The organism is Pseudoneobacillus rhizolycopersici, assembly GCF_054786815.1.
The window spans coordinates 187,109-210,020 of the sequence record NZ_JBTOOE010000002.1 but is presented as its reverse complement, the minus strand read 5'-3'; the positions used below and the strand labels follow the sequence as shown (position 1 = coordinate 210,020).

Here is a 22,912-nt window from a genome sequence, read left to right as displayed (position 1 = left end):
TAGTCAAGAAAGTAGTATCCTTAGTTGACTAGTCCCTTTCATTCTTTCTAAAGACAAATTACTTACGACGACTTAAAATATGATGACCATTTTGCAGGAATTGACTTCGTGAATTGCGCATTTTTGCGATTCTTTCTTCAGCCATACGGTCAGCAGCAACATAAGTTGGAATACGATCTCGTTTTGCAATTTCAATAACCTTTTCAATCGAATTATAAATTTGCTCAACTTTTTTCATTGCTCGCTCATGATTATATCCATATAACTCATCAGCTACATTTATTACTCCACCTGCATTGATAACATAGTCAGGAGCATAAACAATTCCCATTTCGTGAATAATGTCCCCATGACGAGTATCCTTCAATTGATTATTTGCAGACCCTGCAATTACCTTTGCCTTTAATTGAGGAATCGTGTCATCATTGATGGTAGCACCTAATGCACATGGGGCATAGATATCACAGTCTACACTATATATTTCATTTGGATCAACCGCTTTAGCTCCAAATTCATCAACAGCACGTTGAACAGCTTCTTTATTAATATCGGTTACGATTAACTGAGCCCCTTCTTCATGTAGGTAACGACATAGGGTGTAAGCGACATTTCCTACACCTTGTATTGCAACTACTTTACCTTCAAGAGAATCGGATCCAAATGCTTCTTTAGCAGCCGCTTTCATCCCCACATATACTCCATAAGCCGTAACCGGGGATGGGTTACCTGATGATCCGAATGCAGGAGAAATTCCGGTAACATAATCAGTTTCTTCATGAATAAGATCCATATCTGCTACAGTAGTTCCCACATCTTCTGCCGTAATGTAACGACCATTCAAACCTTGAATATAACGACCAAAGGCGCGGAACATTTCTTCGTTCTTATCTTTACGTGGATCACCGATAATAACTGTTTTTCCACCGCCAAGATTTAAACCAGCTGCAGCATTTTTATATGTCATTCCTTTAGCAAGACGAAGAGCATCTTCAATTGCTGCGGCTTCAGATTCATACGTCCACATACGAGTACCACCAAGAGCAGGCCCTAAAGTAGTGTCATGAATGGCAATAATAGCCTTAAGTCCTGATGATTTATCCTGACAAAATACAACTTGCTCATAATCATATTGTTCTAAATACTTGAAGATTTCCATTATTATTCCTCCCCGGATATTAAAAAATCTATTTTGAAGTAGAGCAAAGTGCTAAAGCTAGTGAATATAGCTTACTTTCAGCAGTATCTGCTCTAGAGGTTAACACAATTGGTGCTTTGGCGCCGGCAATAACGGCTCCAACTTTTGCTCTTGCAAAATAAACTAATGATTTGTAAAGGGCATTACCTACTTCAATTGTTGGAACCAACAGGATATCTGCTTGTCCTGCCACTTCACTTTGAATTCCTTTATGCTCGGCAGCGATTGCAGAAATTGCATTATCTAATGCAAGTGGACCATCAATGACACAATCTTTTATTTGGCCTCTTTTGTTCATTAACATAAGAGCAGCAGCATCTAAGGTAGCCTGCATGGCTGGATTGATTACCTCAACGGCGGCAAGAGGTGCAACTTTCGGATTTGTTACCCCTATTTTAAGGGCAATACTAACAGCATTTTTCACTATTTGTGCCTTTTGATCTAAATCAGGAGCAATATTCATTGCTGCATCTGTTAGGATAATAAATTGTTCAAACCCTTCAACTTCAAATACAGCCACATGTGATAAGACATTCCCTGTCCTTAATCCATATTCTTTGTTTAATACCGCCTTCAAAATCAATGCAGTTGGAATATTACCTTTCATTAAAACATCGGCCTTAAGTTGACTTACCGCTTTTACTGCATTTTCTGCAGCTATTAGTGATGAGGGCGCGTTCCTTATTTCAATAGCGGAATGGTTAATTAATTCTGGATGATTTAGAGCGATTAGGCTACTAATTTTCTCCTTAGTACCGTATAAAATAAAATTAGCAAGTTTTTTTTTAGCCGCTGCCGCTACCGCTTCCAACACCTCTTCATCTTCAGCCGCTGCAACTGCTACTGTTTTATTTTTTTGTTGGGTTGCCTTGTGGATAAGTTCGTCTAATTTCATGAATGCAATGCTCAACCCTTTCTTTTACAACAAACACTATTTATTAACTTGCAAGAACCGTGCCAAAATAAAAAAGTTATGAAAACGCTTTATTTTAAACATTATCCATGCAATATTTTTCACACTATGAAAATTATTGCATGCTATTATTTGCAATTTGATATTTTTCGATTTTGTAATACAAATTCCGCAATGATAATCCTAAGGACTTGGCCGTTAATGTCTTATTTCCATTAAACTTTGTCAGCGTATGGATAATTAGCTTAGATTCATAATCCTCTACCATATCGATTAACGTTTTGCTGTTTTCGATGGAATACAAAGTGTTATTTTCTGTTTTTTTAACACTTTTTAATTCTGGTAAATGATGGACATCAATTAATGTTTCATTGTAATTCATAAAAATAATTGCTCGTCCTAATATATTTTCTAATTCCCTAACATTCCCTGGCCACTCGTAAACCATTAATTGCTGAAGACCTACGTCGGTAACCCCTTCTACATTTCGCCCATAATCACGATTGATTTTGTGCAATAAACGATCGCACAATAAAGGTATTTCCTCAAGTCTTTTTCTTAAAGGTGGAATATGAATAGGCATTCGATTCAATCGATAGTATAAGTCTTCCCTAAAAGTTTTATTTGCCATTCCCTTCTCTAAATTTACATTCGTTGCGGCTATTACTCTGACATTAATCGGCACTGGTTTCGTTCCCCCAACGCGAATAATTTCCTGTTCTTGTAATACTCGCAAGAGCTTCGCTTGTGTTCCGGCGGGAAGTTCACCAATTTCATCTAAAAAAATACTTCCATTATTCGCTTCTTCAAAAAGGCCAGTTTTGCCACCGCGTTTAGCCCCGGAAAATGCTCCTTCTTCATATCCAAATAGCTCACTTTCTAATAGGGACTCTGAGATGGCCGCACAATTAACTCGAATGAATTTATTGAATTTCCGATCACTTGCATTATGGATGGCATGAGCAAAAAGCTCTTTACCTGTACCCGATTCTCCTCTCAATAAAACAGTGGCAGGTGTTTTTGCGCCTAATTTAGCCTGTTCTACCGCTAATTTCATTTCGTCAGATACAGCTATAATATCTTCAAATGTATATTTCGCTTCCAAAGTGCGAATAATTTGTCTCGCACGGTTAAGTTCACGGTTTAACGATTGAATTTCTGACATGTCATGGATTACCCCAACACTGCCCTTTAATTTCCCATCAACAATAATCGGAGCAACGTTCACTACGACTTCTTTTTTATTTGGACCGACTCTCATCGCGACTCCACGGACTGGCCTCCGTGTTTGAAGAACCTTCATATGCATGCTGTCACCTTCGGAAATATCAGCAGTGGCTGGTTTTCCAATAACCTCTTCTTCCTTTAAACCCGTAATCCGAGAATAGGCACGATTTATCATGATGCCTCGGCCCTCATCGTCAACGACTGAAATAGCATCATCACTGGATTGTATAATTGCCTGAAGCATCGTTTGAATTTCTTTTAGATTGGTTACTTCTTCAGCCAAATTCACTACTTCGGTAATATCCTTAAAAACAGCAAATGCTCCAAATAATCGACCATGCTCGTCGAACATTGGAATTCTGGTCGTAATAATTTTTAAACCATTTACCAAAACTTGTTCCTGATTACTTTCAACCCGCCGCGATTCTAATACTCTAATTAATTCTGTGTTAGGAATTACATCCTTTATGTATTTGCCAATCACTTCATCTTTCGGATATCCCACAATTTTCTCGGCGCTTTTATTAAAGAAAATAATTTCACCCTTAACATTTATGACAATCATACCATCATCAGTCGAATTAAAGATTAAATCATGTTTATATGTCTCATTTCTAAGGGTTTCAATTAAATCCTCCTTTTCCTCCATCAACTTTGCAATCAAAAAGGCAACACTACCCGGGATTAGCACGGTATTTTTACTTCTTGCATCACGAAGTTCTTCAAATACTTGCTGTTTTCCTGTCACCTCAATAATAATATCGATATCCTCGGTCAAATACGGACGCCAATCATTTCCTGTAAGAATCCCTTCTTCATTTGCAAATTTTAGACCAGGGGCAGTAGCATTATGATCAATAACAACTTTCACATCCAATACTGCCGTTTCCTTTAAAATTTTTAAAATTGCAGTACCGCCTTTTCCAGCCCCGACAATCATCACGTTTTGCATCATACCAATCCCCTATAGAAAAAACTTTCAAAAAATTTTGGTAAAGTATGAAATATTTTTCATTTTTATTTTATACCTAAATAGAATTCTTGACAAATATCTTTGAAGGGGTATCATTTTTTATATGAATATAATGGAATGGATGATTTTTCATGATTAGAATATTTGCTTTAATCATTTTGCTTATTCCTGGATTTTTAGCAGCCCTTGGGATTAAATTTATGCGGGATATGTTTTTCGGTATTCTCCACGCTCCAATTCCGTATTTATGGCTGCAATTTGTTATTGGCCTAGTTTTTTTTATTGCAGGACTTGGTTTTGTCGCAGGATTTATCCTTCACCGTGATCGGAAAAGAAATAAAGTTCAAACTCGTTTTCAGCAAATAAAGAAGAGACCTTAGCTCGTGCTAAAGTCTCTTTTTTTGACTTCTAAGGCTTTTACAGGATCATCTGTAATAAACGCAGTACACCCAATCTCAAATAAGCGTTTCATATCCTTTTCCTTATTAACAGTATAAGGTCTTACCGCAATACCATTCTCCATTGCCCCTAAAATTATTTCATTGGGAGCAGCAAGCAAATTAGGATGAATTCCTTTAGCTCTTATCGATCGGGCATATACCCATGGCATAAATAGACCTTCTGAATATAAAGGTGCGGTTTCAATTTCTGGAGCTAATTGATAACAGTACACAATACTATAATGATTAAACGAGGAAAGAACGATTCGATCCTCAAGCTGGTAATGGCGAATTAACGAAATGACTTTTTCTTCCATCCCCTGATAAGGAAAAATCCCATTTTTTAATTCCACATTACAAACCAAGGTATTCGTTTTTAACCATTCCAATAATTCTTGAAAAGTAGGAATAGGTTCTTTTTTTAAGAATTTTTTTTGCTGATAGCTTGCATCAAGTTTTCTGATTTCATTTAATGTTAGGTCTTTAACAAATCCAGTTCCATTCGTGGTACGATCTACCTTTTCGTCATGAATGACAACGATTTCTCCATCCTTTGTCATTTGAACATCAATTTCCAAGCCATCTGCATCTGCTTTTTCCGCCTCATAAAAGGCTTTCATCGTATTTTCCGGAAAAGCTGCAGAGTAGCCACGATGGGCAAATATTAATGTCATGACGCTTTATGCTCTAATCGTAATTTATCAGCAACCATGGCAATAAATTCCGAATTGGTTGGCTTAGCTTTCGACATACTTACCGTATATCCAAATAGACTTGATATCGATTCTATATTACCTCGGCTCCATGCTACCTCAATCGCATGGCGAATCGCACGTTCTACACGACTTGCGGTTGTATTATATTTTTTTGCGATATCAGGATAAAGTACCTTTGTGATTGAACCGAGTAGCTCAATATCATTGTAAACCATTGATATTGCTTCACGGAGATACAAGTAGCCTTTAATATGAGCCGGAACACCAATTTCATGAATAATGCTGGTAATACTGGCATCAAGATTTTTTGTTTTTGGCGCTTCCATCGGTTGACGAATCCCCGTTGCAACCGGCTTTCTTAATATCTGATTGGATTGGCCACTTACTTGGCGAATATGGTTAGCTAGATTTTCCATATCAAATGGTTTAAGAATAAAGTAAGAGGCTCCTAGGTCTACTGCTTTCTTTGTGACATCCTCTTGGCCAAAGGCAGTTAGCATAATGACATTTGGTAATGAAAGTTTCTTTATGTCGCGTAATCTTTCAAGTACAGCTAATCCATCAAGATGAGGCATGATAATATCTAAAACAAGCACATCAGGATTTACCTGATCAAGCATCGTTAAACACTCTTGTCCGTTATGGGCCACACCGACCACTTCTAAATCATCTTGTGATGAAAGATATTCTTCTAATAAGCCTACAAGCTCTCTATTATCATCAACAATACAAACTTTAATTTTCCTCACAAACCATTTCCTCCCCTATTTTCAATGCCAATTACATTTACTGATAATCTTATTCTAAATGACTAATTCGACAATGCAACTAAAATTCCTTTTCTTTTTTAAATTTTTCTTAAAAAATACCGAAAATCTTTCTTTTACTCCGTTTTTCTTGTAATTTCGACTAATTTCGCTAGTTGACAATTTATTCAAAGAAGTTTTGTCGAATATTCTTTATATTTCTTAATCATAGCATTTTTTATCCATAAAAAATAGGCGGACTTTCCGCCTATTTTTAACCATTTTTATATTAACTCGCTTTTTGTCGTGGTTTTTCATATATATCAATCCCAGCCTCGTTTAACATCCATTCAATATGAACGCCATAACCCGAAGTTGGATCATTAACAAAAACATGTGTAACGGCACCGATTAATTTCCCATTTTGAATGATTGGACTTCCACTCATTCCTTGAACGATACCGCCCGTTTTTTGAAGGAGGCTTTTGTCAGTCACTTTCAAAACCATTCCCTTTGTAGCTGGAAATTTTTGCGGGATCGTGCTGACAATTTCAATATCAAAAAATTCTACCTTGTCATTATCAACAACCGTTAAAATTTGTGCTGGACCTTCTTTCACTTGGTGAGATAAGGCAATCGGTAGTTGTTTATCTAATACCCCATTGGTAATGTCTTTGTGCAGTTCACCAAATATTCCAAAAGGACTATTTCGTTTAATGTTGCCAATAATTTCTCGGTCCGCTGAGAAACGAGCTAGTTTTTCTCCCGGGTCACCATTACTACCTTTTTCAATGGATGTTACCGTTGAACGAACAATTTGGCCGTCTTCCACAACAATGGGTTTCTTCGTATCCATATCAGAAATTACATGCCCTAAAGCACCATACTTCATTGATTTTGGTTCATAAAAAGTCATCGTGCCGATTCCTGCTGCCGAATCTCGAATATATAGACCTAATTTGTAGGTTTCTTCATTTTCATCTTTTAGCGGTAGTAGGCTTGTGGTAAATTCACCATTTTCCCTACTTATCACAACCTCAAGAGGTTTACCATTTTCACCTGAATCTTTCACAAACGGAGCCACATCGGACATCTTTTCAATTTTTTGACCATTGATTTTGGTTATGATATCTCCGACCTTAATTCCCGCGATTTCACCTGGAGATTTCTTCCCGTCATCCGTGTTAACAAGATGATGACCTACTACAAGTACACCTACGGAATTTAATTTAACACCGATTGACTGCCCACCAGGATACACTTTAAAATCCTTTAAAACATTTACATCCACTTTTTTAATTGGAAAACCGGCTAATTCAAGTAGCATCTCATTGTTCCCTTGTTCTTTCCCACTGATTTTAACTGTATTGTTTTCAGCTTTCAGGGAAACACTTGAATTGTTATCGTTTAAGGAAACTGAAACAGGGACACTCTTTTCGAATTGATATTGCTGTCCTTCAAAGACAGTAATACTCTTCGGAATATCTATATATTCCCTGAAGGACGAGGAAAAACCGATTGAAATTAATGAAACAAGGAGAATTCCACCTATAATTTTTCTTAAACTTTCAATAAACAATTTTTTTCACTCTCCTCGCTTCTAGTCCACAAACGTCTATTTGGCTACAGTTATAATTTTGCCTTGAAACAGTGCATTTATAACTGGAAGATAAAGAAAAGCATAAAAGAAAAGAGAAAACGCCCAAATATGAAAAAAACCATCCTATCGGACGGTTTCTTTTGGCATTTTCATGTTTCCAGCCATAATTAATAATTCTTCTGCATGTTGTTTAGTCAGCTCCGTTATTTCTTTTCCTGAAATCATTCGCGAAATTTCACTAACTTTTTCCTTCAATGCTAGAGGCTTTACCGTAGTTTTGGTACGTCCATTTAACATTTCTTTAGAAATAAACAAATGTGTATCAGCCATGGCTGCAACCTGTGGAAGATGAGAAATACATAAGACTTGAGAATTTACTGCCACTTGATAAATTTTTTCAGCAATTGCTTGAGCCACCCGGCCACTAACTCCTGTATCCACTTCATCAAAGATAATAGAGGTTACCCCTTGATGTTTTGAGAAAATACTTTTTAAAGCTAACATGATTCTTGAAAGTTCTCCACCTGATGCAATTTTAACTAAAGGCTTTAATGGTTCACCTGGGTTGGTCGAAATATAAAATTCTGCTCTATCGGCCCCATAGCTAGTAAAATGATCTGTATTATACTCGAGGCGGATCTCAAAGACCGCTTTTTCCATATATAGTTCCTTTAATTCTTTATGTATTAGTGAAGTAAGTTGGTCAGCCCACTTTTTTCTTAGTGAACTTAAAATGCTAGCCTTTATGTCTAATTCCTGTCGTAATTTCGTTAGTTCTTTTTCTAATTGGCCAATGTGTGTTTCTTTATTTTGCAATGTTTCAATTTCCTCTTCAATTGAGGCAGCGTAGGCTAAGATGGCATCAATTGTTTTGCCATACTTTCGTTTTAACCCATTAATTTCATTCCATCTTTCCTCTATAACATGAAGACGATTAGGATCAAACTCAAGATTATCTAATTCACTACGTAATGTTCGATTCATATCCTCCAAGGAATAAAAAATATTGGAAATGGAGTCAAACATTTCTTTATAACGAGAATCTAAATTTGCAGCATCCTCAAGGTATCCCATTACGGAGCCAACAGAATCTAACCCTTTATGATCACCGTTAAGATTTAAATAAGATGATTGAATTAAACTAAACAGTCGTTCAAAATTATGGAGGCGCTTCTTTTCTTCAAAAAGTTCTTCATCTTCATTTGCTTTCAATTTAGCCTTTTGAATTTCATCTAATTGAAACTGAATTAAATCTAGTCTGTGAGCCATTTGTTGTTCATTTTCACTAAGACTTTTTAATTTTTTAGCTGTAAGTTCGTATTGGCTATAGATGGATTGATAATCTTTTAGCGCGTTACCTATCGCCTCGCCACCAAATTGATCTAATAATGGAAGATGAGTCGACTCATTCATTAATTCCTGATGTTCATGTTGTCCGTGGATATCAACTATTGTAGATCCAATTTCACGCAACGTGGTAATCGTCACTAGTTTGCCATTGATTCGACAAACACTTTTGCCCGTTTTTGAGATTTCTCTTCTAAAAACGACCATTCCTTCTTCAATCTCTATGCCGAATTCTGCCGCTTTTTTAATAATGGGATGTTCTTGTTCCTCGATTTGAAAAAGCCCTTCAATTTCTGCCTTTTCTTCTCCATGCCTTACGAATTCGTGTGAACCCCGCCCACCAACTAATAAATGAATGGCGTCAATTAATATCGACTTTCCCGCACCTGTTTCTCCTGTTAAAACGGTAAGTCCTTTGTCAAATGAAATTGATTGTTTTTCAATAATAGCAAAGTTTTTTATTGATAATTCAGTTAACAAATCCTTTTCCCCCTTTAGAGCATCTCCAGGAATCGGTTTGTGATTTTTTCGGTATCCTCTGGTGTTCGACAAATAATGAGACAAGTATCATCCCCGCATATCGTCCCTAAGATATCCTCCCAATCTAAGTGATCAATCAAAGCACCTATCGCCATTGCATTTCCGGGAAGTGTTTTCATGACAAGTAAATGACCTGCCATGTCAATTTTTACGAATGAATCCATTAGAGACCGCTTAAGCTTTTGCAAAGGATTGAAGCGTTGGTCAGCTGGAAGACTATACTTATATCTGCCGTCTAAAAGTGGAACTTTTACTAGATGAAGCTCCTTAATATCACGAGATACCGTTGCTTGAGTAACATTTACTCCAGCTTCTTTTAAAGCATCTACTAACTCATCCTGTGTTTCAATATCATTGTTCGTAATTATGTCGCGAATTTTTATATGTCGTTGTCCTTTATTCATTTAAGTCACCTCGACCTACATACTCCTTATGTAGTAATTTGTCTTATCTACTCATATGTTAGCCGATTTTGTCATTGTTGTACAACCTAATATTATGAAAAAAGAGAAGTAAGGGGTCACTTTCTCCCTTACTCCTCTTCTTTTTTTGTTTTTAATTCTAAATGGGCTGCTTTTACAACTTCGGCGGGGCTTGTCTTTAGATAATTCTCCCCTTGCCCTTCAAGACCTGGCCACTTTAAATGAATAAGGAATTCGATGTTTCCGTCTCCGCCAGTTATTGGTGAAAAGGATAGATTCAAAACGTGGTAACCTTGTGTTAGTGTATGTTGAATGATTTTTTCAATCACCGATTGATGAACATCAGGATCGCGGACTATTCCCTTTTTTCCAACTTGGTCTCTTCCCGCTTCAAACTGAGGTTTAATTAATGCGACAACATTACTGTTAACCACTAGTAAGGTTTTTAAAACAGGTAAAATTAACGTTAAGGAAATAAACGAAACGTCTATCGACGCAAATTCAGGTAAGCCGTCCGTTAAATCAGCTGGGGTAACATAACGAAAATTTGTTCGCTCCATAACGATAACTCGTTCATCCTGGCGTAATTTCCAAGCAAGCTGATTATAGCCAACATCAAGGGCATAAGACATTAATACCCCATTTTGCAAAGCACAATCTGTGAAACCACCTGTACTCGCACCAATATCAATCATTTTCTTTCCATGAATGTCAATATCGAATTCTTTTAATGCTTTCTCCAGCTTTAAACCACCACGGCTAACATAGGGTAATGCATTTCCCTTAATGGTCAAGGGCATTAAAGCATCAATTTTTTCACCTGGTTTATCTAACCGTTGTTCATTGGAATAGACAAGACCAGCCATGACAGCTCGCTTCGCTTTCTCTCGGGTTTCGGCGAGACCTCTTTCAACTAATAGAACATCCAGTCGTTCTTTTTTTATTTTCATAATTAAATCCTTTTAACTTTTAACTTCGCAAGATTTTTAATTTTTTCAACAGCCATTTCCGGTGTTAATCCAATTTCATTTAAGAGTTTATCAACATTTCCATGTTCAATGAATTGGTCGGGAATTCCCATTCGATCAATATTTGCACCTTTAAAACCATGGTCTAATGCAAATTCTAAAACAGAACTACCAAATCCACCTTGGAGAACTGCTTCTTCAATTGTTAAAACTGGTATCTCGTTATCGAATATTTCGATTAGCATTTTTTCATCAAGTGGTTTAATAAAACGGGCATTGACAATTTTAACACTGATTCCTTCCTTTTCTAAAATGGCTGCTGCTTCAAATGCCATCGGAATCGTTGTTCCAAAGGTTAGAATCGCTGCATCTTCCCCTTCTCTTAATACCTCCCAAGTACCTAATGGAATCTGCTTCATCATTCCATCCAATGGCACCCCTACACCGTTCCCTCTTGGGAAACGCATCGCAATCGGACCTTTATCATATTCAATTGCTGTGTAAACCATATGCTGCCCTTCGTTTTCATCTTTAGGCATCATAAGTACAATATTTGGTATATGTCTTAAAAAGGCAATATCAAAAACACCTTGATGGGTTTCTCCATCAGCCCCAACTAAACCAGCGCGGTCAATACCAATAAAAACGTTTAAATTTTGACGACATATATCATGAACAACCTGATCATAAGCTCGCTGTAGGAAGGTGGAATAAATAGCCAAAAATGGTTTCATTCCTTGTGTAGCCAATCCTGCTGCTACAGTTGCTGCATGCTGTTCGGCAATTCCGACATCATACATTCGTTCAGGAAATTCACTTGCAAAACCTTCTAGTTTTGACCCAACCGGCATTGCAGGCGTAATCGCAACAATTCGATCATCTTTTCGTGCTAATTTACGGACCGTTTCACTCACTAAACTGCTCCAGGCTGGTGGTGTGGCTCCTACTGGTTTTACAAAGTCGCCTGTTTCCATCTTATATGGCCCGGTACCATGCCATGTACCCTTCTTATCATTTTCCGCAGGATGGTACCCTTTACCTTTTTTCGTAATGACATGAAGGAGAACAGGTCCTTCGGTTTTTTTGGCATACTTAAAATTCTCGAAAAGTTCTTCAAAATTATGGCCATCAACCGGACCTAGATAGGTAAATCCTAATTCCTCAAAAAACATTCCCGATACAAAAAGGTATTTCAGACTATCCTTAACCCTTTCTGCCGTGGAAGCTAATTTACCACCAACAGCAGGGATTTTCTTTAAAATGTATTCTAATTCATCTTTTACCCAGTTATATTTACCAGCTGTTCGAAGTCTGCCTAAAACAGAGTGAAGGGCTCCTACATTAGGAGCAATTGACATCTCATTGTCGTTTAAAATAACAATCATATTTTTCTTTTCGTGACCAATATGATTTAATGCTTCTAACGCCATTCCCCCTGTTAATGCGCCATCACCGATAATGGGAACAATGTAAGAAGATTCTTTCTTTAAATCACGGGCAATCGCCATTCCCATCGCCGCCGATAATGAGGTTGAGCTATGTCCTGTCTCCCAAACATCATGTTTACTTTCAATCATTTTCGGAAAGCCACATAATCCTTTAAATTGCCGGAGCGTATCAAACTGACATGCTCTTCCGGTTAGGATTTTATGCACATAAGACTGATGTCCGACATCCCAAATGAGCTTATCCTTTGGGCTTTCAAAACAAGTATGTAATGCAATGGTTAGCTCGACTACCCCAAGATTAGGACCGATATGTCCTCCTGTAACAGAAAGTTTCTCAATCAAAAATTGGCGGATTTCGCTACTTAATTGTTCTAATTCCGGAATTGTCATTCCTTTTAAGAAAGAAGGGTCTTTTATTTTTAAAAGATCCATGTATGGACCACTCACTTTCATCACTTATTCATTTCCTCGATCATTACTTATTATTATAATACGGTTTAGACCTAATGAGACGTAACTTTTATTGAAAAAATAGCCGCTAACACTATTGTGATAACGGCCAAAAGTGACATTTACTTTCAAAGTAATAAGTCCAATTATAACATACTAATTTTTTTCCCTCAAATAGAGAAATTATTGAAAAAAAATATTAATGATTTCTTGAGGCAATTAAATCAGTGATTTCTTCAAGAATTCTCGTGTCTAAGCCGCTATTTGCCAAGTTTCGTTTGGCTTCATTTATATGATATCCTAAAGCCTTTTTAGCTCCTTCCATACTTAAAAGAGCAGGATAGGTGCTTTTATGATTGGATTGATCGCTACCAACCGGTTTACCAATTAGTTCTTGATCACCTTCCAAATCAAGAATATCATCTTGAATCTGAAAGGCTAAACCTAAATGTTGGGCAAATTTCACTAAAACTGCTTTGGTTTTTTCATTAGCATCTGAAAGTATCGCTCCAGCAAGAACACTAAATTCAAGGAGTTTTCCCGTCTTGTGAATATGAATATATTCTAACTCAGATAAGTCTAATTTTTTGCCTTCCGCTTCGATATCAGCTACTTGCCCCCCAACCATTCCGTCTGCTCCAGCAGCTCTGGCAAGTTCACGGATTATTTCAATTTTTTTATCTGCTGTCACTTCATTAGCAGCGGTTATTAATTGAAAACTATAGGTTAACAAGGCATCTCCAGCTAATATTGCCATCGCCTCACCAAACACCTTATGATTTGTTGGTTTACCTCTGCGCAAATCATCATTATCCATGCTTGGAAGATCATCATGAATGAGAGAATAGGTATGGATCATTTCTACTGCCATAGCAACTGGAAGACCTATTAAGGCATCTTTTCCAAAAGCATCGACTGTAGCAAAGGTTAATAACGGTCTAATCCGTTTCCCACCCGCTTCCAATGAATATAGCATCGCTTCTTTAATAATAACTGGCGCCTGTAAAAGGCTAATTTGTTTTCGCATTTCTTCTTCTAATCGAGTACGATATTTGAGAGAAAATTGCGGTAATAAAGGGTTCTCCAAAAATTATTCCTCCTCACGGACTGAAAAAGGAACCATCCGTCCATCCTCCGTTAACATTTCTGCTAATTGTTCTTCTATATATTTTAATTTATCCTGACACAGTTTGGATAAATTCATTCCTTGTTTGTAGATCTCGATAGCCTCTTCAAGAGGAACGTCCCCCTCCTCCAATTGCTCGACAATGACCTCAAGTTTTTGGATCGCTTCTTCAAATGTTAAAGTGCTGTTTTCAGTCACGTGGTTCACTTCTTTCTATATTGATTACTTGGCAATCGATTTTTCCATTACTGAGTTGAATTTTCAGGAAATCATTTGATTCAATTTGGTCAATATTTTTGATGAGTGTTTTTTCCTTCGAATACACAAGGCTATATCCACGATCCATTATCTTTAATGGACTAAGTGCATCTAAAGTAGATAATCTATTACGAAATTCACTTTGTTTTTGTTGAAGGATATTTATGGTTGCCCGATTAAGCCGTTTCTGGATACGAACTAAACTTTCTTGCTCATTCAATAATAGTTGATAAGGCGACACACGGTTTAATCGCTTTGTTACAGCCGACAAGCTTTCTTGTTTTTGTTTATTAGTAAAAACAACGCCTCTTGACAGTCTTTCTGATAAACGATCAATGTGTTCAAGTTTCTGTTCGTATAACCTTTTAGGATATCGAAAAGCGTATGATTTTTCTATTATTTCTAATTTTGCCTTACGCGTGCTTAATTTTTCACGCATTGCTCTGATTAGGCGAGCCTGTCTTTGCAATACTCTTTCATGTAATTCATCTAAATGTGGGACTGCTAACTCCGCCGCTCCTGTTGGTGTAGGTGCTCTTAAATCTGCTACAAAATCAGCTATCGTAAAATCTGTCTCATGACCTACAGCCGATATGATTGGAATCATCGAGTGAAAAATCGCCCTCGCAACCATTTCCTCATTAAAAGGCCATAATTCCTCAATCGATCCTCCTCCACGGCCGACTATTAAGACGTCCATGTCTGACAACAGGTTAGCTTTTTCGATAGCTTTTACTATGGAAGGGGCTGCTTGGGTACCTTGGACTAAAGCGGGTAATATTAAAACTTTAGCAATGGGATATCGACGTTTAATGGTTGTTAGAATATCGCGAATCGCAGCACCGGTAGGTGAAGTAATAATCCCAATTTTTTGGGGATAAAGCGGCAATTTTTTTTTGTGTTTCGCCAAAAAAAGTCCTTCATCCTCCAGACGCCTTTTTAATTGTTCATAAGCAAGAAACAGATCTCCAATACCATCAGGCTGCATTTCCTTTATATAAATTTGGTATTGCCCACTCGGTTCATAAAGAGAAATTTCACCTCGTAAAAGCACCTTCATGCCATTTTCCGGAGAAAACTTCATGCTACGATTATTACTAGCAAACATCACAGCTAATATCCTTGCTTTATCATCCTTCAATGTAAAGTACATATGACCACTGGAATGCTGTTTATAATTGGATATTTCCCCTTTGACATAAACATCTTGTAAATGAGGGTCTGCATCAAATTTTCTTTTTATGTATTTAGTTAAAGCATTAACGGTTAAATATCGGTCACTATTCATCTATTTAACTCCTTAGGCTCTTTTCGTAAACCTAGTAGCTTACGGAGCACAATAAAGGTCACTTGCTTGGTCTATAGGCGATTTTCGCATAAGTTCTTACGAAAAGATGCCCCGAAACAGTACGTTATACGGGATAAAAAACGAATACGGAAAGCAAAAATCTATGCGAAAATAGCCATACCTTAAAAAACATTCAAGCCAATGACCATTATCCATTTTAGTCATTGGCATTGACATACATTCAGATCTAGAGTGAATTTTGGAGACTGCGTTTTACGTTTTTTGCCGATTTTAATGTATTATACATTAGCATGGTAATCGTCATCGGGCCGACCCCACCAGGAACGGGTGTAATATATCCAGCCTTTTCTTTTACCTCATTATAGGCTACATCACCACAAAGTTTCCCCTCTTGATTGCGATTGATACCAACATCAATCACAATCGCACCTTCTTGAATGTGATCGGCGGTAATAAAGTCAACCTTACCAACAGCAGCAACTAATATATCAGCCTGTTTTGTGATAGCCTTTAAATCCTTTGTCTTAGAGTGACAATATGTAACTGTAGCATTTTCATTTAAGAAAAGCTGCCCTGAAGGTTTTCCAACGATATTACTTCTTCCAACTACGACTACATGTTTCCCCTCTATGGGGATATTCATTTCCTCGAGCATCACCATAATTCCATAAGGTGTACATGGTAGAAAAGAATCTTGACCAGTCATCATTCTACCAATATTAATGGGATGGAAACCGTCGACGTCTTTTTCTGGAACAATCGTTTCAATGACCTTTTTTTCATTAATATGTTTTGGTAAAGGTAATTGAATTAAAATTCCGTGAATAGAGGAGTCTTGGTTTAATTCTTCAATTTTCATTAATAGCTCAGCTTCACTTACCGTCTCTGGCAATTCAATAAGAATTGAGTTCATACCTAAATCCTTGCAGGTTTTCTCTTTGCTTTTAACGTAGGTTCTTGAGGCAGGATTATCGCCAATTAAAATAACAACTAATCCTGGAATAATGTTTTCCCTTTTAAGCTTTTCCACTTCTCGGGCAATTTCTTCATGCTTCTTTTTCGCAATCTGTTTTCCATCAATAATTGTTGCAGTCATCCTTTTTCCTCCTCTAGTCTTCTCCCGTTTTTGCCATAGAGAGGAACCAATCTAAAAAGGGTGAATTACGCTAATTGTTGTTTGATATTTGCGAGGACCCCATTAATAAATCGACTAGATTGTTCGTCTCCATATACCTTTGAAATTTCTATCGCTTCATCGAGTATGACATTGACTGGTACATCAGTAGAACAATATTTCAACTCGAAGATGGCAATCCTTAATATACTTCTATCGACATTTGCTAATCTTTCGAGCGACCATTTTTCAAGTTGACCTTTGATCGCTTCATCAATTTCGTTTTGATGCTCTAAAACACCATAAACTAACTTTTCTAAATAAGGGTCAGACGGTGAATCATCCAAGGCATGTTCAATGGCATCCTTTGGATTAATATCACTGATATCTATTTGAAATAAAGCCTGTAATGCCTTTTCTCTTGCGGTTCTACGTTTCATTAGGTGATAACTCCTTTACCTTACTAGCTATAGCAGATTTTTTCTATAATTTTTGTCACATTCTTTCTAATATATTATGACAAACTTCCCATTAAAAATAAAGGACCAAAGACATTTGTCTTTGGTACCTCATTTTTACATTTCTTGTTCTACTTCAACCTCAGGCTTTTGGTTTTCAAATTGAACACCAACAACGTGAATATTTACTTCTTCTACTTCTAAAGCTGTCATATTGAATAAAGCTTGGCGAATATTATCCTGTACTTTCCCAGCAACAGTAGGGATTGAAATTCCAAATTTCATTGAACAATAGACGTCTATTTTAATTCCTTCATCGGAAAGTTCTACCTTAACACCTTTCCCATGATTTTTCTTCCCTAGTCTTTCGACAACCCCAGAGGCAAAGTTACCACGCATTGAGGCAACTCCTTCTACTTCAGATGCTGCAATTCCGGCAATTACCTCAATAACTTCAGGAGCGATTTCCACCTTACCAAGACCTGCATTCTCTTGATCCATTTCTAAAATATGATTCTCACTCATGTTCGTTCTCTCCTTTAAATTTTATGATTTCATGACATCATATAATTCAAGAAACTTTGTATTAAACTGACCTTCAACAAATTTATCATGCTCCAATAACTTAAGATGGAACGGAATGGTCGTATGAATTCCTTCGACGATAAACTCACTTAAGGCACGTTTCATCCTTGCAATTGCTTCATCCCGAGTACTTCCATAAGTAATGACCTTTGCAATCATTGAATCATAATATGGTGGAATCGAATAGCCTGGATAAGCAGCCGAATCAATTCTTACCCCTAATCCACCCGGTGGTAAATACATCTGTATCTTTCCTGGTGATGGCATAAAATTCTTTTCAGGGTTTTCAGCATTAATTCGACATTCAATAGCCCAACCATTGAATGTTACTTCATCTTGGGTCAATGATAGCTTTTCACCAGATGCAACACGGATTTGTTCTTTTATCAGGTCAACACCTGTTACCATTTCAGTGACAGGATGTTCTACCTGAATACGGGTATTCATTTCCATAAAGTAGAATTTGCGATTACGATAATCATAAATAAATTCTACCGTTCCTGCACCTGTATATTCAACCGCTTTTGCAGCCTTAACAGCTGCGTTACCCATTTCTTCACGCGTCTCCCCGTCAAGTGCAGGAGATGGAGTTTCCTCCAACAGCTTTTGTAAACGACGCTGGATGGAGCAATCACGTTCACCTAAGTGAATGGTATTACCAAAGGAATCTGCCATCACTTGAATTTCAACATGGCGGAAGTCCTCGATGTATTTCTCAATATACACTCCAGGGTTTCCAAATGCGGTAGCCGCTTCTTGTTGAGTAATATTTATGCCTTTGATTAATTCTTGCTCATTTTTGGCAACCCGGATCCCTTTACCACCACCGCCGGCTGTTGCCTTAATAATGACAGGGTATCCAATTTTATTAGATAGTTCAATCGCTTCTTCGATATTTTTGATAATTCCTTTCGAACCTGGAACGATGGGCACACCAGCTTCTGCCATCGTCTCTCTTGCAATATCCTTTGTTCCCATTTTCGTAATCGCTTCTGGGCTAGGACCTACAAAAGTAATATTCACTTCACGACAAAGCTCAGCAAAGTCAGCATTTTCTGCTAGAAATCCATAACCAGGGTGAATGGCATCACAACCGGTTAATTTTGCTACACTAATAATATTTGTAAAGTTTAAATAACTATCTTTGGAAGAGGTCGGTCCAATACAATAAGCTTCATCGGCTAATTGAACATGCAATGATTCACGGTCGGCTTCAGAGAATACGGCTACCGAATCAATCCCTAATTCACGACATGCTCTAATGACCCGTACAGCTATTTCTCCTCGATTAGCAATTAATAATTTTTTAATCATACGCAGATTTCTCCTTATTCAGGCTTTACTAAGAAAAGTGGTTGGCCGTATTCAACTAATTGTCCGTCTTTCACAAGTATTTCAACAATTTCACCATTTACTTCAGCTTCTATTTCATTAAACAGTTTCATTGCCTCTACTATACAAACGACAGAATCCTTTGAAACTTTAGAACCAACTTTCACATAATTGTCCGCATCCGGGGATGGTTTTTGATAGAACGTTCCTACCATTGGCGAAGTAATTTTATGTAGGTTAGCTGTATCTTCATTTACAGTTACCTTTTCAGGTTGAATCGAAGCAGCTTGAACTGTTTCACTAGCAACAGGTTCAACAACCCTTTGGACTGGAACTGGCTGTGCCACTACTGCCTGGGTCTCTTTAACTGTTACGACCTCAGTACCCTTTTTCTTCATTTTTATTTTAGAACCTTCAGTTTCATAAACAAATTCATCAATACTTGATTGATCGACTAATTTAATGAGCTCACGAATTTCTTGAACTTTTAACACGAAAAACACTCCTTATCTACTGTTAATCAAAATGCATATTTGTTTTCATCGTAAAATTTTATGACTAGCTACTAATACTATACGATAATTTCTTATCAAAGTTCAATAAAGAACTCGATATTTTATGTATACACATAATTAGCCTTACTGAAACAAAAAAAGGAAAGTCATCTCTGACTTTCCTAATCCATTTATTGAACAATTTTAAAATCAACTGTCACATACTGTAGTGAACCTACTTCATCTCGAACTAGTTTCATAATATCATTAGCAGCTTTAGCAGATTTTTCTTCGGCTTTTACAGTTATCAAAACTTTATCATCATCGGTAAAGCGAACTAAAGCATCTTCATATCCTAAAGCCGCAGTAATCATTGTTTCTAACAATTCCTCATTGTTAGAAATCGCATCAAGTTGATTGTATTCGGCTACGGCTTTATTACGTTGCTCTGCCGGTAAATCAGTAGAAGCCATTATTTTCTCTAAATCTTCTTTTCGTTGACTGCGTTTATCTTCTAAATTCATGCGAATAACTTCAAATGCTTCATCAGTCGTAGTAGAAGATGTTACCTCTCCAGCCTTATTTAGGTCCTCATTTTTAGTACCTTGTTGATTTTCTTCAACTGTTGTCATTTCCGTCATCTTTTGCTCAGGAGAAGTAATGTAATAGACCGATAATACGACCACTAGGCTAAGCATTGTTAATAACCAGACTGTTTGTTTTTTCAATAACATTTAGGAATCCCCCTTAGATTTTTTTGGCATAACAGCTACTCGATGACTTGGTACATCCAGTACTCTCGTAACTGCTTCAATAATCCATTTTTTTACTTGAATATTTTCGGCACCCTCAGCTACAACTAGAACTCCACGGATGGCCGGTTTTTTCGTTTCGATGAGGATTGGTCCTTCCTTATCGCCACCACGAACGATGACCAACTCCTCATTTATGGAGGTTTCTTCAACCTTTCTTTTTCCACCTTCTCGATCAGTTTCATCAGTTGTTTGCTGTGTGGTGTTTTTATTTTTTTCTAATATCTTTCGATCAGTTGCGTCAACATTGACTACAACTGCCACCTTATTTACGCCAAGCATCTGCTCTAGCGCTTCTTTTAATTCAGCCTCATAAGCATTTTCATAATCCACAATGGATGAATTTCCACCGCCATTTGATTTTGAACCGAATGTTTCTATATCTTCGCCTTGAACAGTTTGACTTTGAAATGTTGTTATCGAGTCATTTGGTTTAGGGTAATTTGATAGAAACATATTACTGATGAGCATGATCATTGCTCCGAAAAGCCCGACGATCAGTAAGTATTGGTACTTTGTATTCTTTTTGTTATGACTTTCTTTTTTGGATAGCCATTCCTTAATCCAGTTAAAAGGTCCTTTATGATCCATTGCTTCTTGTCACCTCCCCTTCAATCAAAACTTCAATTGCGTCTTCTGTTACATTCCATTTATCAGCTAGAAGCGAGGCGATTTCTTTCGTTTCGGCTGGTAATTGCTTTGTTTCCTGACGGGGTTGATACGTGTTGATTTCTACAGGCTGGATGACTTCAACAACATTCGTTTCCTCTACACTCTGTTTCATGTGAACGATGACCTTTTGAAGGTTATCAGGGAAAGACTCGTTGTTTGTCTCATCAAACTGAATCTCAATATTTGCAACCTCTAAGCCGTATTGATTCATCAACTCCTCTTTCGTGCCCTCTTTTAGTTGGACAGCCATTGTTTCTAAAATATATGCACGATTGGAGGCTTGTATTTCTTTTTTCTTCATTTCTATTAAATTTTCCATATTTTTTTCGTTTGCACTCGAAAAAATAGGAATTGATTGCAATGTCGTTTCAAAGTCTTTCGAAATCAACTTCAATACAGGTGTAAGAATGATGGCGATTAGTAATAGTCCAGTCACCATTTTCGTGTATTTTTGTAAACTAGAGTTCGGAAGAAGCATATCAATGACTGTTGCTATTAAGATAAAGATAATAATATTGGTGACCCATTCTATTAAAAATTGCATCTATTTCACCTACCTCATCATCATCGTTAAGTTACCTGCTGCAATTATGACAGTAATACTTAAAAAGAACATTAAGGAGACAATTGCTAAGGCGGCAAACACATAAATCACACTTTTACTAATAATATCCAAACAAGAAATGACAGGACCACCACCCAGCGGCTGTAAAATTGCTGCTGCAAACTTATAGATAAAGGCAATCATTAATATTTTAATTGCCGGAAAAGCAGAGATTAGAATAAGGATCGCAACTCCAGCAATTCCGACAGTATTTTTAAGCAAAACCGATGCACTAATCACCGTGTCGGTGGCATCTGTAAACATCCGTCCAATGACCGGAATAAAATTTCCAGTAATAAACTTTGCTGTTCGAATGGTCACTCCATCTGTGACTGCCGTCGAGGCACCCTGGACTGAAATAACTCCTAAAAAAACCGTTAAAAACAACCCAAGTAAACCAATACTCCAATTTCGCAATAAATTAGCTAATTGGGTAACCTTGTAATGCTCTGTTAAGGTACTAACGATACTTAGAAGTGCAGATAAGAAAAGCATTGGCAAAACTACATACTGGATAAACACCCCGCTCATGTTCATTAAAAATAGAATCACTGGGTGAAAGAATGCTGCTGAAATTAGCCCGCCAGATGAAGCAATCAATGCGAGAAGTAACGGGATTAATGCCAAAATAAATGAAATCATGGTGTTTATCGCTTCCATAGCGTAGTCAATCGCCACATGAAAGCTGTTTAAGGCAATAATCATTAGAACCATAAAGACAATCGCATAGGCAACTTTACTAATAGTTCCTTGCTCAAACGAGTTTTGCAATGTTTGCAAGAACATACTTAGTATTGTCAACAGGATTAAAGATCCTAATAATTTCCCATTCATAATAAATTCTTGAAAGGCAAACTTGGTCAATCCAGAAAACCATTGCTTGAAGGAAAATTCCTTTTCCCCTTTGATAAAATCATATAGGCTTCCTTTTTGACTCTCAGGTAAAAATCCCCCGTACTGATGGGTAACGTCGTCCCAATACTGCTTTAGTTCATCGAGGTTTAAAGAATCTAATTGAGATTCCACCAATTGCTGAGGTGTTTTGGGTGACTCCACTGGGCTTGTTTCTTCGGTAGCTTGGACAACTGGTGTGAAAAAATAAGAAATTAGGACTAGTAAGAGTAGGATGGTAGGTAGCCTTTGTTTCATGGTACACCTCAAGT

The 22,912-nt window shown here is 37.2% G+C and carries 23 protein-coding genes; 1 reads left to right on the top strand and 22 read right to left on the bottom strand.

Annotated elements, in window-relative coordinates; genetic code table 11:
• Nucleotides 1-58: 58 nt before the first annotated feature.
• From bcd to ACX9YW_RS03650, 3 genes are all read right to left on the bottom strand, one after another.
• Complete coding sequence (gene bcd / locus ACX9YW_RS03660; protein WP_460341908.1) at nt 59-1,156, bottom strand: branched-chain amino acid dehydrogenase; 1,098 nt, start codon at nt 1,154-1,156, stop codon at nt 59-61.
• A gap of 28 nt (nt 1,157-1,184) precedes the next feature.
• Entirely contained in the window at nt 1,185-2,090 is a 906-nt protein-coding gene (yqiS, locus tag ACX9YW_RS03655; protein WP_460341905.1) for a phosphate butyryltransferase, read from the bottom strand.
• A gap of 133 nt (nt 2,091-2,223) precedes the next feature.
• On the bottom strand, nt 2,224-4,287 hold the full coding sequence (locus ACX9YW_RS03650) for a sigma-54 interaction domain-containing protein (protein ID WP_460342335.1): 2,064 nt from the start codon (nt 4,285-4,287) through the stop codon (nt 2,224-2,226).
• A gap of 152 nt (nt 4,288-4,439) precedes the next feature.
• On the opposite strand from ACX9YW_RS03650, the gene ACX9YW_RS03645 reads away from it, so the two are divergent.
• Nucleotides 4,440-4,688: a DUF2627 domain-containing protein gene (locus tag ACX9YW_RS03645; RefSeq protein WP_460341902.1), complete on the top strand. Its 249-nt coding sequence runs from the start codon at nt 4,440-4,442 to the stop codon at nt 4,686-4,688.
• Here the strand turns inward: ACX9YW_RS03645 and ACX9YW_RS03640 are convergent.
• The 19 genes from ACX9YW_RS03640 to spoIIIAE form a co-directional block, all read right to left on the bottom strand.
• The gene (locus ACX9YW_RS03640; RefSeq protein WP_460341900.1) at nt 4,685-5,422 is read right to left on the bottom strand and encodes a glycerophosphodiester phosphodiesterase; all 738 of its coding nucleotides are present in this window, start codon (nt 5,420-5,422) and stop codon (nt 4,685-4,687) included. The two genes, ACX9YW_RS03645 and ACX9YW_RS03640, sit on opposite strands and share 4 nt — an antisense overlap.
• Complete coding sequence (gene spo0A / locus ACX9YW_RS03635) at nt 5,419-6,213, bottom strand: sporulation transcription factor Spo0A (RefSeq protein WP_460341897.1); 795 nt, start codon at nt 6,211-6,213, stop codon at nt 5,419-5,421. Before spo0A ends, ACX9YW_RS03640 begins: the two co-directional genes overlap by 4 nt.
• Nucleotides 6,214-6,499: 286 nt before the next feature.
• Entirely contained in the window at nt 6,500-7,789 is a 1,290-nt protein-coding gene (gene spoIVB / locus ACX9YW_RS03630; RefSeq protein WP_460341894.1) for a SpoIVB peptidase, read from the bottom strand.
• Between the two features lie 144 nt (nt 7,790-7,933).
• Nucleotides 7,934-9,637, bottom strand: a complete 1,704-nt coding sequence (recN, locus tag ACX9YW_RS03625) for a DNA repair protein RecN (RefSeq protein ID WP_460341891.1) — start codon at nt 9,635-9,637, stop codon at nt 7,934-7,936.
• 14 nt (nt 9,638-9,651) lie between these two features.
• Complete coding sequence (gene ahrC, locus ACX9YW_RS03620; protein ID WP_460341887.1) at nt 9,652-10,101, bottom strand: transcriptional regulator AhrC/ArgR; 450 nt, start codon at nt 10,099-10,101, stop codon at nt 9,652-9,654.
• A gap of 128 nt (nt 10,102-10,229) precedes the next feature.
• Nucleotides 10,230-11,069 (bottom strand): TlyA family RNA methyltransferase, encoded by an 840-nt coding sequence (locus ACX9YW_RS03615; RefSeq protein WP_460341884.1) that lies wholly within the window; start codon nt 11,067-11,069, stop codon nt 10,230-10,232.
• 2 nt (nt 11,070-11,071) lie between these two features.
• The gene (gene dxs / locus ACX9YW_RS03610; RefSeq protein ID WP_460342333.1) at nt 11,072-12,967 is read right to left on the bottom strand and encodes a 1-deoxy-D-xylulose-5-phosphate synthase; all 1,896 of its coding nucleotides are present in this window, start codon (nt 12,965-12,967) and stop codon (nt 11,072-11,074) included.
• Between the two features lie 217 nt (nt 12,968-13,184).
• Nucleotides 13,185-14,072, bottom strand: coding sequence for a polyprenyl synthetase family protein (locus ACX9YW_RS03605; protein ID WP_460341881.1), 888 nt, complete (start codon nt 14,070-14,072; stop codon nt 13,185-13,187).
• A 3-nt stretch (nt 14,073-14,075) separates the two neighbouring features.
• A complete protein-coding gene (locus ACX9YW_RS03600; RefSeq protein ID WP_460341879.1) occupies nt 14,076-14,309 on the bottom strand; it encodes an exodeoxyribonuclease VII small subunit in 234 nt (77 codons plus the stop codon).
• Entirely contained in the window at nt 14,302-15,657 is a 1,356-nt protein-coding gene (gene xseA / locus ACX9YW_RS03595) for an exodeoxyribonuclease VII large subunit (RefSeq protein ID WP_460341876.1), read from the bottom strand. Before xseA ends, ACX9YW_RS03600 begins: the two co-directional genes overlap by 8 nt.
• A 247-nt stretch (nt 15,658-15,904) precedes the next feature.
• Complete coding sequence (gene folD, locus ACX9YW_RS03590; RefSeq protein ID WP_460341873.1) at nt 15,905-16,774, bottom strand: bifunctional methylenetetrahydrofolate dehydrogenase/methenyltetrahydrofolate cyclohydrolase FolD; 870 nt, start codon at nt 16,772-16,774, stop codon at nt 15,905-15,907.
• Between the two features lie 65 nt (nt 16,775-16,839).
• A complete protein-coding gene (nusB, locus tag ACX9YW_RS03585; RefSeq protein WP_460341870.1) occupies nt 16,840-17,232 on the bottom strand; it encodes a transcription antitermination factor NusB in 393 nt (130 codons plus the stop codon).
• 135 nt (nt 17,233-17,367) lie between these two features.
• The gene (locus ACX9YW_RS03580) at nt 17,368-17,775 is read right to left on the bottom strand and encodes an Asp23/Gls24 family envelope stress response protein (RefSeq protein ID WP_460341867.1); all 408 of its coding nucleotides are present in this window, start codon (nt 17,773-17,775) and stop codon (nt 17,368-17,370) included.
• Nucleotides 17,776-17,796: 21 nt separating this feature from the next.
• Entirely contained in the window at nt 17,797-19,149 is a 1,353-nt protein-coding gene (gene accC / locus ACX9YW_RS03575) for an acetyl-CoA carboxylase biotin carboxylase subunit (RefSeq protein WP_460341864.1), read from the bottom strand.
• A gap of 14 nt (nt 19,150-19,163) precedes the next feature.
• Nucleotides 19,164-19,661: an acetyl-CoA carboxylase biotin carboxyl carrier protein gene (accB, locus tag ACX9YW_RS03570; protein WP_460341861.1), complete on the bottom strand. Its 498-nt coding sequence runs from the start codon at nt 19,659-19,661 to the stop codon at nt 19,164-19,166.
• A gap of 191 nt (nt 19,662-19,852) precedes the next feature.
• On the bottom strand, nt 19,853-20,395 hold the full coding sequence (locus tag ACX9YW_RS03565) for a SpoIIIAH-like family protein (RefSeq protein ID WP_460341858.1): 543 nt from the start codon (nt 20,393-20,395) through the stop codon (nt 19,853-19,855).
• Nucleotides 20,396-21,064, bottom strand: coding sequence for a stage III sporulation protein AG (gene spoIIIAG, locus ACX9YW_RS03560; protein WP_460341855.1), 669 nt, complete (start codon nt 21,062-21,064; stop codon nt 20,396-20,398). It lies immediately after the preceding gene.
• Nucleotides 21,054-21,689 (bottom strand): stage III sporulation protein AF, encoded by a 636-nt coding sequence (gene spoIIIAF / locus ACX9YW_RS03555; RefSeq protein ID WP_460341852.1) that lies wholly within the window; start codon nt 21,687-21,689, stop codon nt 21,054-21,056. Before spoIIIAF ends, spoIIIAG begins: the two co-directional genes overlap by 11 nt.
• Nucleotides 21,690-21,698: 9 nt before the next feature.
• Nucleotides 21,699-22,898, bottom strand: a complete 1,200-nt coding sequence (gene spoIIIAE, locus ACX9YW_RS03550) for a stage III sporulation protein AE (RefSeq protein WP_460341849.1) — start codon at nt 22,896-22,898, stop codon at nt 21,699-21,701.
• Nucleotides 22,899-22,912: the final 14 nt, after the last annotated feature.